9 protein-coding genes are annotated in these 12,074 nt (G+C 69.8%); 6 read left to right on the forward strand and 3 right to left on the reverse strand.

The annotated features are described in order from the left end of the window. Positions 1–97 precede the first annotated feature (97 nt). Complete coding sequence (gene dnaE / locus OHB56_RS11455; protein WP_406353025.1) at positions 98–3,637, reverse strand: DNA polymerase III subunit alpha; 3,540 nt, start codon at positions 3,635–3,637, stop codon at positions 98–100. 264 nt (positions 3,638–3,901) lie between these two features. Here dnaE and OHB56_RS11460 point away from each other — a divergent pair, with 264 nt between their 5' ends. The 5 genes from OHB56_RS11460 to OHB56_RS11480 all read left to right on the forward strand — a co-directional run bounded on the left by OHB56_RS11460 (position 3,902) and on the right by OHB56_RS11480 (position 9,282). Then, a complete protein-coding gene (locus tag OHB56_RS11460) occupies positions 3,902–5,227 on the forward strand; it encodes a DUF2252 domain-containing protein (protein ID WP_406353027.1) in 1,326 nt (441 codons plus the stop codon). Between the two features lie 113 nt (positions 5,228–5,340). Then, entirely contained in the window at positions 5,341–6,045 is a 705-nt protein-coding gene (locus OHB56_RS11465; protein WP_406353029.1) for a hypothetical protein, read from the forward strand. Between the two features lie 104 nt (positions 6,046–6,149). Next, positions 6,150–6,974 carry a thioredoxin domain-containing protein gene (locus tag OHB56_RS11470; protein WP_326752166.1) on the forward strand — a complete coding sequence of 275 codons (825 nt, stop codon included), beginning with the start codon at positions 6,150–6,152 and terminating at the stop codon, positions 6,972–6,974. Between the two features lie 286 nt (positions 6,975–7,260). Next, on the forward strand, positions 7,261–7,533 hold the full coding sequence (locus OHB56_RS11475) for a hypothetical protein (protein ID WP_406353031.1): 273 nt from the start codon (positions 7,261–7,263) through the stop codon (positions 7,531–7,533). A gap of 63 nt (positions 7,534–7,596) precedes the next feature. Beyond that, positions 7,597–9,282: an alkaline phosphatase D family protein gene (locus OHB56_RS11480; protein WP_406353032.1), complete on the forward strand. Its 1,686-nt coding sequence runs from the start codon at positions 7,597–7,599 to the stop codon at positions 9,280–9,282. Positions 9,283–9,332: 50 nt separating this feature from the next. On the opposite strand, the gene OHB56_RS11485 is transcribed toward OHB56_RS11480, so the two are convergent. Beyond that, the gene (locus OHB56_RS11485) at positions 9,333–9,911 is read right to left on the reverse strand and encodes a dienelactone hydrolase family protein (protein WP_326752168.1); all 579 of its coding nucleotides are present in this window, start codon (positions 9,909–9,911) and stop codon (positions 9,333–9,335) included. Positions 9,912–10,110: 199 nt separating this feature from the next. Between OHB56_RS11485 and OHB56_RS11490 the strand changes: the two genes are divergently transcribed. After that, the gene (locus tag OHB56_RS11490) at positions 10,111–11,286 is read left to right on the forward strand and encodes a mechanosensitive ion channel domain-containing protein (RefSeq protein WP_326752169.1); all 1,176 of its coding nucleotides are present in this window, start codon (positions 10,111–10,113) and stop codon (positions 11,284–11,286) included. 7 nt (positions 11,287–11,293) lie between these two features. Here OHB56_RS11490 and OHB56_RS11495 read toward each other — a convergent pair whose 3' ends face one another. Beyond that, positions 11,294–12,040 (reverse strand): SDR family oxidoreductase, encoded by a 747-nt coding sequence (locus OHB56_RS11495; protein WP_326752170.1) that lies wholly within the window; start codon positions 12,038–12,040, stop codon positions 11,294–11,296. Positions 12,041–12,074 lie beyond the last annotated feature (34 nt).

A 12,074-nucleotide genomic window follows, 5' to 3' on the forward strand; every position in this document is an offset into this window, starting at 1 on the left:
CACACGGCCTATGCAGAGGGGTGCCCCCGTCACCGGGGGCACCCCTCTTGGCCGTCGGTCCCGTCGGCCTGGCCGGTCGTGTGGTCCGCCCGGTCGGCTAGCCCGCCAGGCAGGACGGGCCGAGGAGGACCTTGAGGTCGCCGAACAGGGCGGGGTCCGGCTTCACCCGGTGCCGGTCCAGGCGCAGCACCGTCGTCTTCGTCGGCCCCTGGAGCCTGATGCGGACCTCGCTGTCGCCCTTGTGGTGGCCGAGGATCTCGCCGAGGCGGCTGACCATCGGCGGGGTGACCCTGGTCGCCGGGATGGTGAGCACGACGGGCGCGTTGGTGCCCGCGTTGGACAGGTCGGGCACCTGGAGCTCCATGGCGACCAGCCGCGGCACGTCCTCGCGCTTGTCGAGCCGGCCCTTGACGAAGACCACGGCGTCCTCGACGAGTTGGGTCGAGACGAGCTGGTAGGTCGCGGGGAAGAACATGCACTCGATGGACCCGGCGAGGTCCTCCACGGTGGCGATCGCCCAGGCGTTGCCCTGCTTGGTCATCTTGCGCTGGAGGCCGGAGATGATGCCGCCGATGGTGACCACCGCGCCGTCGCCGAAGTCGCCGCCGGTGAGTTGGGAGATGCCCGCGTCGGCCTTGTCGGACAGGACGTGCTCCAGCCCGAACAGCGGGTGGTCGGAGACGTACAGCCCGAGCATCTCCCGCTCCTGCGCGAGCAGGTAGGTCTTGTCCCACTCGTCGTCGGTGAAGGTGACGTCGAGGCCGAAGCCGGGCTCGCTGGTCTCCTCCTCGCCCATGCCGCCGAAGAGGTCGAACTGTCCCTCGGCCTCCTTGCGCTTGACCGCGACCACGTTGTCGATCATCGGCTCGTACTGGGCGGTGAGGCCCTTGCGGGTGTGCCCCATGGAGTCGAAGGCGCCCGCCTTGATCAGCGACTCGGTGGTCCGCTTGTTGCAGACGACCGCCTCGACCTTGTCGAGGTAGTCCGGGAAGGAGGCGTACTTCCCCTTGGCCTTGCGGCTCTTGATGATCGACTCGACGACGTTGGTGCCGACGTTGCGGACCGCGGACAGGCCGAAGAGGATCACGTCGTCGCCCTGCGCGGCGAAGTTCGACTCGGACTCGTTGACGTTCGGCGGGAGCACCTTGATGCCCATGCGGCGGCACTCGTTGAGGTAGACGGCCGACTTGTCCTTGTCGTCCTTGACCGAGGTGAGCAGCGCGGCCATGTACTCGGCCGGGTAGTTCGCCTTGAGGTACCCGGTCCAGTACGACACCAGTCCGTACGCGGCGGAGTGGGCCTTGTTGAACGCGTAGCCGGCGAACGGGACCAGCACGTCCCACAGGGCCTGGATCGCCTCGTCGCTGTAGCCGTTCCTGCGGGCGCCCTCCTGGAAGAGGACGAAGTTCTTCGCCAGTTCGTCGGGCTTCTTCTTGCCCATCACGCGGCGCAGGATGTCGGCCTCGCCGAGCGAGTAGCCCGCGATGATCTGGGCGGCCTTCTGCACCTGCTCCTGGTAGACGATCAGGCCGTAGGTGACCGACAGCACCTCCCGGAGCGGCTCCTCCAGCTCCTTGTGGATCGGTGTGATCTCCTGGCGGCCGTTCTTGCGCTCCGCGTAGTTGATGTGCGAGTTCATGCCCATCGGGCCCGGGCGGTAGAGGGCCGAGACGGCGGAGATGTCCTCGAAGTTGTCGGGCTGCATCTGGCGGAGCAGCGAGCGCATCGGGCCGCCGTCGAACTGGAAGACACCGAGGGTGTCACCGCGGCAGAGCAGTTCGAAGGTCTTGGGGTCGTCCAGTGGGAGGGCGAGCATCTCCAGGTCGATGCCCTTGTTGGCCTTCACCATCTTGATGGCGTCGTCCATGATCGTGAGGTTGCGCAGGCCCAGGAAGTCCATCTTCAGCAGGCCGAGCGACTCGCACTGGGGGTAGTCCCACTGTGTGATGGTCACGCCGTCGGTGTGCCGCACCCAGATCGGGGCGTGGTCGACGATGGGCTCGCTGGACATGATCACGCCGGCCGCGTGCACGCCCATCTGCCGCACGAGGCCCTCGACGCCCTTGGCGGTGTCGATGACCTTCTTCACGTCCGGCTCGTTCTCGTACATCGCGCGGATCTCGCCGGCCTCGTTGTAGCGCGGGTGCGAGGGGTTGGTGATGCCGTCGAGGTCGATGCCCTTGCCGAGGACGTCGGCGGGCATGGCCTTGGTGAGCCGGTCGCCCATGGCGTACGGGTAGCCCAGGACGCGCGCGGAGTCCTTGATGGCGTTCTTCGCCTTGATCTTGCCGTAGGTGCCGATCATGGCGACCTTGTCGGCGCCGTACTTCTCGGTGACGTACCGGATCACCTCGACGCGCCTGCGCTCGTCGAAGTCGATGTCGACGTCGGGCATGGAGACGCGCTCGGGGTTGAGGAACCGCTCGAAGATCAGGCCGTGCGGGATCGGGTCGAGGTCGGTGATCCCCATGGCGTAGGCGACGATCGAGCCGGCCGCGGAGCCGCGGCCGGGGCCGACGGCGATGCCCTGCTTCTTGGCCCACATGATGAAGTCGGCGACGACGAGGAAGTACCCGGGGAAGCCCATCGAGATGATGGTGTCCATCTCGTACTCGACCTGCTTCATGCGGTCGTCCGGGATGCCGCCCGGGAAGCGGCGGTGCATGCCCCGCATGGTCTCCTCGCGGAACCAGGTGACCTCGGTGTAGCCCTCGGGGATGTCGAACTTGGGCATGAGGTCGCGCTTCTCGAACATGCCCGTGGTGTCGACCATGTCGGCGATCAGCCTGGTGTTGGCGCAGCCCTGCTGCCAGGCGTCGGAGGAGTCGACGGCGTACATCTCGTCGGTGGACTTGAGGTAGTAGCCGGTGCCGTCGAACCGGAAGCGGTCGGGGTCGGAGAGGTTCTTGCCGGTCTGGATGCACAGCAGCGCGTCGTGCGCGGTCGCCTCGTGCGCGTACGTGTAGTGCGAGTCGTTGGTGACCAGGGGCGGGATGCCGAGCTTCTTCCCGATCTCCAGGAGGCCGTCACGGACCCGGCGCTCGATCTCGATGCCGTGGTCCATCAGCTCCAGGAAGTACCGGTCCTTGCCGAAGATGTCCTGGTAGTCGGCGGCCGCCTTGAGCGCCTCGTCGAAGTGGCCGAGGCGCAGCCGGGTCTGGACCTCGCCGGAGGGGCAGCCGGTGGAGGCGACCAGCCCGGTGGACCACTTGGAGATGGTCTCCTTGTCCATCCGGGGCCACTTCTGCAGCCAGCCCTCGGCGTACGCGTCGGAGGAGAGCTTGAAGAGGTTGTGCAGACCCGTGCTGTCGACCGCCCAGATCGTCTTGTGGGTGTAACCGCCCGAACCGGAGACGTCGTCCCGCTTCTGGTGCGGCTGGCCCCACTGGATCTTGCGCTTGGTGCGCCGCGACTCGGGCGCGACATACGCCTCGATCCCGATGATCGGGGTGACTCCGGCCTTCTGCGCGCTGTGGAAGAAGTCGTACGCGCCGTGCAGGTTTCCGTGGTCGGACATGGCGATGTGGCTCATGCCCATCTCGTTGCAGGCGTCGAACATGTCCTTCAGCCGCGCGGCACCGTCCAGCAGCGAGTACTGGGTGTGGACGTGCAGGTGCGTGAACGGCGTCTTCGACACGGTTCGGCCTCCAGTGGCGGGGGTCGGACGGGAAGGGTGGCTGTGGCGCGGAGCGCCTCGTCGAGGGGCGGTGGCCGGGCGACGGGTGGGTGCTCGGCGGCAGTCCGGTGGACAGCCTCGAAGTCTATGCCCCGACACTGACACTCGGGGCTCCGCCGGACGTACCTTCGGGCATGCGTCGCGGGCACTCCCGTGACGCGTCACACGTTGGACGGGGGACGGATCCGCCGTCCCAGAACATCCCGTACCAGGAGGCACTCAGCGATGTCGGTCCCGCAGCTCAACGACGAGCACCGTGGCGAGGAGATTCTCGCCGTTCTCGACACCGCCTTCGGCGAGCTCCTGGCCGCCGACCCTGCCGCCTTCCGCGTGAAGTTCCGGAAGATGGCGGCCTCGGCGTTCGCGTTCTACCGAGGCACGGCGTGTCTCTTCTACCGTGATCTGGACGCCGAGAAGCGCGGCGGACCGTACCTGGACGACCGGACGGCCCGGGTGTGGATCCACGGTGATCTGCACGCGGAGAACTTCGGCACGTACATGGACTCCAACGGCCGTCTGGTCTTCAACGTCAACGACTTCGACGAGGCCTACGTCGGCCCCTTCACCTGGGACCTCAAGCGCTTCGCCGCCTCCATGGCGCTGATCGGCTACGCGAAGGCGCTCAGCGACGAACAGATCACCGAGCTGGTACGGATCTACACGGCCGCGTACCGGGAGCGGATCCGCGCGCTGGCGACCGGCGCGAAGAGCGACGAGGTGCCGCCGTTCACGCTGGACACCGCGCAGGGCCCGCTGCTCGACGCGCTGCGCGACGCCCGCTCGCTGACCCGGTTCGGGCTGCTGGACTCGATGACCGTCATCCGTGACTTCGAGCGCCGCTTCGCCTCCGGCGGCGGCACGGTGGAGCTCGACGCCGCCACCCGCTACAAGGTCCTCGCCGCCTTCGACGGCTACCTGGAGACGCTGCCGGACGCCTCGCTGGCCCGTCCGGACTCCTACCGCGTGAAGGACGTCGTGGGCCGCCGGGGCGTGGGCATCGGCTCGGCCGGGCTGCCGTCGTACAACATCCTGCTGGAGGGGCACAGCGACGCCCTGGAGAACGATGTGGTGATCTACATCAAGCAGGCGCAGACGCCGGCCGTCTCCCGGCACATCACCGACCCGTCGATCCGGGACTACTTCCAGCACGAGGGCCACCGCACGGTGATCTCCCAGCGCGCCCTGCAGGCGCACGCCGACCCGTGGCTGGGCTGGACCGAGCTGGACGGCACGGGGCAGCTGGTCGCGGAGGTCTCGCCGTACGCGGTGGACCTGGACTGGGGCGACATCGACGAGCCGGAGGAGATCGCCCAGGTCGTCGCCGACCTCGGCCGGGCCACGGCCACGATGCACGCGGCGGCGGACGACACGTCCGGCGAGTCCCTGGTGCCGTTCTCCACCGAGCGCGCCATCGACGCGGCGATCGCCGCCGACGAGGAGGGGCTCGAGCCCCTGCTGGTCGACTTCGCGCACAGCTACGGCGCCCGTGCGCGCGGCGACCACCAGATCTTCCTGGACCTGTTCCGCAACGGCAGGATCCCAGGACTGTGACCTGCCCGCCGCCCGGGATTTCCCCGCCCGGAGCTCCTCCGGGCGGGGAAATCCTGCCAACCGGAACCCTTTAGGGATCCCTTACCGGAGCGCATGACAGACTCGGCCCCACCATGGACATATCCGGAGCCCCGCTCAGAGCCGTACGCGCGGCGCTGTTCACGACCGTGGTCGTGACCCTCAGCACCGCGTCGCACGTGGTGCTGTCCGGGGCTCCCCTGCCGTTGAGCACGGTGGCGGTGATCGCCGTCGCCGTGTTCGTCCTGGCGTACGCCCTCGCGGGCCGGCAGCGCTCCTTCGGGCGGATCGCCGCCCTGCTGGTCCCGCTGGAGCTGGCCGCCGACACCGTCTTCACCACCGGCCAGCACGTCTGTTACGGCCGGATGGGCGGCCCGATCACGGGCCCGCTGCGCTCGGTCGGCTTCGACGTGCTGTGCGGCGACGCCGTGGGCACCCCGTTGACGCGGGTGACCGGCACCGCGGCCGACGGCGGCGACCGGTTCGCGGGACTGCTCGCCCAGGCCGACCCGGCCACCTCGTGGCTGCTGCTCGGCGCGCACATCGGCGTCGGCCTGTTCGCCGCCGCCTGGCTGCACCGCGGCGAGCGGGCGCTGGCCCAGCTGCTGGGCGCGGTGACGGCGACGGCTTCGACAGCGGTCCGGCCGCTGCTGCTGGCGGTCGCCGCGGTGACCGTGCGCCGCGCCCCGAAGGTCCGCCTGCCGGCCCGCCCGGACCACCGGGCCACCACGGCCGTGGACCGGATCTTCGTGCACTTCCTGGGACGGCGTGGACCGCCGTGCTCCACCGCCCTCGTCTGAGACGGCTCAGTCCTTCCGGCGTCGGCATCATGTCCGAGCACCCGCAGTCCCCCCTTACACATCCCGCACACACACTGTGCGCGTCCCCCGTGGAGAGCATCACCATGAGCAAGCGGAACAGCCAGGCGGCGAAGACGGCGGCCCGTGAGCGTCTGCGCGTCGAGCGCGAGCGCGAGGCCAAGAAGGCCAAGGTCAAGCGTCAGCTGGTCGTCGCCGGAACGATCGTCGGTGTCCTGGCGATAGCCGGCGGCATCGGCTACGCGGTCATGCAGGCCAACAAGCCCAGCGCATGGGAGGCCGCGGCGGACGCGAAGCTCGTCAAGCCGGCCAACTCCAGCGGCGAGAACGGCACCACCGTCGTCATCGGCAAGGCCGACGCGAAGAAGACCCTGCAGCTGTACGAGGACCCGCGCTGCCCGGCCTGCGCCGCCTTCGAGCAGCAGATCGGCGCGACGATACACGAGGACGTGAAGGCCGGTAAGTACAAGATTCAGTACGTCGGCGCCACCTTCATCGACAACAACGTCCCCGGCGAGGGCTCCCGAAACGCCTTGAGCGCACTGGGTGCCGCTCTGAACGTGAGCCCCGAGGCATTCTTGGACTACAAGACGGCCCTCTACTCGGAGAAGTACTACCCCGAGGAGACGGACGACAAGTTCAAGGATGACGAATACCTGATCAAGGTGGCGAACAGCGTCGACGCGCTGAAGGGCAAAACGGCGTTCCAGAAGGACGTAAGGGACGGGACCTACGACAAGTGGGCGCTGCTCATGAGCGACAAGTTCGACGAGGACGGGAAGAAGTACGACTTCGGGGGAACTCCGAGCCTGATCATGGACGGCAAGAAGGTCACCGGAAGTAACGGCCAGAGCGCCCCCATGACCGCCGCGGAGTACACGACGGCGATCGACGCGGCACTCAAGGGCTGATCTCTCCGCGCGACGTGACACTGCCCCAGGGGGTGGGCGGCCCGAGTATCGCGCCGCCCACCCTTGTGAACCGATGACCGACTTCACAAGATCATCGGCGAACGTGACCAGTTCATGAAGGGGAGCCACTACGTCACGCGCCAAAGCCACGATGTATGCAATCGCTGCAGCAGGTGCCGCCGTTGTCCTTACGGCGAGCCCTGCGAGCGCCGGCACCAACGTCTCCGTCCACACCTCGGATCCTCGGCATTCCGGCACGGCAGGCTTCCGGGCCGACGGTGAAACGGTGACGGTCTGCGACAACCGCGCCGACGGAATGCGGGCAACCGCGATCTTCATCTGCACGGGGGCGAACCCCAGCGAGCGGGTGAGGATCTCGGACACCAACGGTTCCGGGAACAGTTGCGCCACCCAGGACTTCAGTATCCCCGAGGGAAACCGCGTGCTTCTGGAGGTTTGCTTCCAGAACGGCGCCAACGGCACCCTCCAGCACTGCGCCGGCAGCAAGGAAGGCAGGGCCCGAGCCCGTGACGGGCCCGGTCGGCCGACCACACGCTGAAGAGCGGGCGAACTTTGCGAGTTCGCCCGCTCTGGCATGTACCGATCAGTAACCTGGTCGGCTGTGACCACTCGACACAGATCGTCCGAGAGCGCCGCCTCCGCCACTGCGGACGCCAACTCCCTTTCCCCCCGCCGCCGTTCGGTCGTCAAGGCAGCCGCCGCGACCGCGATTCTCGCCGCACCGCTCACCGCCGCGCTGCCCGCCCGCGCCGCCACCGCCGTGGCCCCCGCCTTCCTGCACGGGGTGGCCTCCGGCGATCCGCTGCCGGACGGCGTCCTGCTGTGGACGCGCGTGACGCCGACGCCGGAGGCGATACCAGGCTCGGGACTCGGCCCCGACACCGAGGTCGGCTGGACCATCGCCCGCGACAAGGCGTTCACCGCCGTCGTCGCGAAGGGGTCGACCCGCGTCACCGCGGACACCGACCACACCGTCAAGGCCGATGTCCGCGGCCTCGCGCCGGCCACCGACTACTGGTTCCGCTTCTCCGCCGGCGGCACCGACTCCCCCGTCGGCCGCACCCGCACCGCCCCGGCCGCCGACGCCGCCGTGACCGGTCTGCGCTTCGGCGTGGTCTCCTGCTCCAACTGGGAGGCCGGCCACTTCTCGTCGTACCGCCATCTCGCGGCCCGCGGCGACCTCGACGCCTGGCTGCATCTCGGCGACTACATCTACGAGTACCGGACCGGCGAATACGGCACGCGCGGCAGGACCGTCCGCGCGCACGCGCCCGCCCACGAGACCGTCACCCTGGCCGACTACCGCCTCAGGCACGCGACGTGCAAGACCGACCCCGACCTCCAGGCGCTGCACGCCAAGGCGCCGGTCGTCGCGATCTGGGACGACCACGAGATCGCCGACGACACCTGGTCCGGCGGCGCCGGGAACCACACCGAGGGCGAGGAAGGCACCTGGGCCGCACGTCAGTCCGCCGCCAAGCAGGCCTACTTCGAGTGGATGCCGGTACGTCCCGCGCTGGCCGGCACCACCTACCGCCGGCTGCGTTTCGGCAGGCTCGCCGACCTCTCGCTGCTGGACCTGCGCTCCTTCCGCTCCCAGCAGGTCTCCCCGGGCAACGGCGAGGTGGACGACCCCGACCGTACGCTCACCGGCCGCGCCCAACTCGACTGGCTGAAGTCGGGGCTGGCGGCGTCCGACACCACCTGGCGGCTGGTCGGCACCTCGGTGATGATCTCGCCGCTCGCGATCGGCTCGCTCCCGGCCAGTCTGCTGAAGCCGATCGCCAAGCTGCTCGGCCTGCCGCAGGAGGGCCTCGCCCTCAACACCGACCAGTGGGACGGCTACACCGACGACCGCCGGGAACTCCTCGCCCATCTGCGGGCGAACGCGATCCGCAACACGGTCTTCCTCACCGGCGACATCCACATGGCGTGGGCCAACGACGTGCCGGTGAACGCGGGCACGTACCCGGCTTCCGGCTCGGCGGCCGCCGAGTTCGTCGTGACCTCGGTCACCTCGGACAACCTCGACGACATCGTCAAGGTTCCCGAGGGCACCGTCTCCGCGGTCGCCTCCCCGCTGATCAAGGCCACCAACCGGCACGTCCACTGGGTCGACACCGACCGCCACGGCTACGGCGTGCTGGACATCACCTCCGAGCGGGCGCAGATGGACTACTACGTGGTGTCCAGCCGCACCGATCCGGGCGCCACGTCCACGTGGGCGCGCTCCTACCGGACGCTCAGCGGCACCCAGCGGGTCGAGCGCGCCGACCGCCCGGTCTGACCCGCGCGGTCCGGTACGCCGGTCCGGCGCGCGCCCTTCGCTTCTCTCCGTCAGTCGTCCTCCAGCGAATCGAGGAAGCCGAGCGCCACCCGCCAGGTGGCCTCGGCGGCCTCCTCGTCGTGGTCCGGCAGGCCGGGGTCGGTGTAGAGGTGGCCGGCCCCGGCGTACCGGTACACCTCGACGTCGGCTCCGGCGCGGCCCATCTGCAGATACCAGGCGCTCAGCCAGTCGTCCGTCTCGAACGGGTCCGGCTCGGCGACGTGGAGCTGTACCGGCAGACCGTCCACCGCCGCGTTCGCCGCGATGTCCGACGTGCCGTGCAGGAGCAGCAGCCCGCGCGCCCGGCCGTCGCCGAGGGCCAGCGTCTGGGCGACGGAGGCGCCGAAGGAAAACCCGGCGTACACCAGCCCCCGCTCCGAGTAGGGCGCGGCGGCGAGCACGGCCCTCCTCAGCAACTCGTCCCTGCCGATGGACTCCTGGTGGGCCATGCCCTCCTCGACCGTGTCGAACGTACGGCCCTCGAAGAGGTCGGGTGTCCACACCTCGTGTCCGGCGCCGCGCAACCGGTCCGCGGCCGCGGACACCGCGGGTCGCGGGCCGTAGGTCGAGTGAAACAGCATGATGTTCATGACGCCCATGGTGCCAGCCGGGTCCGACGGCCGGTGCCTGCCGGTGCCCCGGTCCGATGTGCCGGCCCGCGTACCGACGCGGCCTGCGGATCCGGCGTGCCGGCCTCGTGCCACGGCTCCGGCCCTCGGCACCGGCCGTACCCACGGCGCCGCGGATGTCACATGTTCACTGCGCGCGAGGCCGGTTAGGTTCGAGGACATGGAAGACGTGCTCCGCCCCCTGATCGTGTTCGGCGGCTCGGTCGTGCTCACCCTGATGCTCGGCTGGGCCACCGACCGACTGCTGCGCAAAGCCGACGCCCGGCACTCCGAGACCCCCATGTGGGAACTGCTCCGGCGCGGCCGCATCCCCTACCAGCTGCTCATCTGCGCGGCCCTGCTGAGAAGTTCGTTCAGTGAGGCGAAGCTGTTCGAGGGCCACCGGGCATCCATCGAGCGGGTGCTGACGCTGGTGCTGATCGGGTCGGCCGCCTGGCTGGTGATCCGGATCGCGGCGGCCGTCGTCGAGACCTCGTACACCCGGTACGCCAACGTGCACCGCGAGCGCGACCCGGCCAGGGTCCGCCGGGTGCGCACCCAGGTGACGCTGATCCGGCGGGTCGTCTCGGCGATCGTCGGCGTGGTGGCGGTGGCCGCGATGCTGCTGACCTTCCCCGCCATGCGCGCGGCCGGCGCCTCGCTGCTGGCCTCGGCGGGCATCCTCGGCATCGTCGCCGGTGTCGCCGCCCAGTCCACGCTCAGCAACCTGTTCGCCGGGCTGCAGATCGCCTTCGGCGACATGGTGCGCATCGGCGACACGGTCGTGGTGGACGGCGAGTGGGGCACGGTCGAGGAGATCACCCTGACCTTCCTCACGGTGAACACCTGGGACGAGCGCCGGATCACCATGCCGGTGTCGTACTTCACGTCCAAGCCGTTCGAGAACTGGTCCCGCGACTCCCCGCAGATGACCGGGACGGTCATCTGGCACCTCGACCACCGGGCCCCGCTGGACGCCATGCGCGACCGGCTCCGCGACATCCTGCGCGAGTGCCCGGCCTGGGACGGCCGCGCCTACAACCTGACCGTCGTGGAGACCACACCCAGCACCATCCAGGTCCGGGCCCTGGTGACGGCCAAGGACGCCGGCGACATCTGGACGGTACGGGTCGAGGTCCGCGAGCAGATGATCCGCTGGCTGGCCGAGCAGCATCCCTACGCGCTGCCCCGGATCAGCACCGCCCCGGCCGACCCGGCACCGGTCCTCGACAGGAGCCACCACTCCCCCGGCGGCGCCGCCGGCATCACCCGTCCCCCCGGTCTCCCCGGCCCCTCCGGTCCTCCGGAGAACGGGGCGCCCGCCCAAGAACCGCAGGGCGCGGCGCAGGGGTACTGACGGCGCCTCAGTGGCCGCGTTCGGCACCGCCGTTGACCTGGATGATCTGCGAGGTGATGTGTCCGGCGCCCGGGGAGGCCAGCCAGTGCAGGGTGGCGGCCACGTCCCCGGGCGTCCCGGCCCGCCCGTCGGCGGTCTCGGCGACCAGCTCCGCCCGCCGCTTCTCGTCGATGCCGTCGCCGAAGAACGCGGTGTCCTCGATGTAGCCGGGCGCGACCACGTTCACCGTGATCCCGTGCGGCCCCAGTTTCCGGGCGAGGTCATGGGCGTACGGGTGCAGCCCCGCCTTGGCCGCCGCGTACGCGATCTGCCCGGATCCCCGGTAGGCGGCGATGGAGCTGAGGAACAGCACCCGCCCGCCGGGCTCGGCGAGCCGGTCCTTCAGGGCCTCCGTGAGCAGGACGGCGGTCAGCAGGTTGAGCCGGAAGTTGACCGTCCAGTGGCGGGCGACGGCTTCGAGCGGATCGTCCGCCCCGGCCTGGCGTTCGAGGAGGCCGTTGCCGCCGGCACTGTGGATCAGTACGTCGACGGCTCCGAACTCCCGGCCGACGTGGTCGGCGACACCCCGCACGGCGACCGGATCGGCGAGGTCCGCGGCATACGCCTCGGCCCCCGGCACCTCGGCCCCGGCCCGCTCCAGGACGTCCTCGCGCCGCCCGAGCAGCAGCACCCGGTCCCCGTCGGCCGCGAAGAACCGTGCCGCCGCCAGCCCGATCCCCGTACCGCCCCCGCTGATCACCACGTTGCGCCTCATGCCCCGACCTTACGGACCGAACGCCGCACCGCGG

This window comes from Streptomyces sp. NBC_01635 (assembly GCF_045209715.1).
GTDB classification, from domain to species: domain Bacteria; phylum Actinomycetota; class Actinomycetes; order Streptomycetales; family Streptomycetaceae; genus Streptomyces; species Streptomyces hirsutus.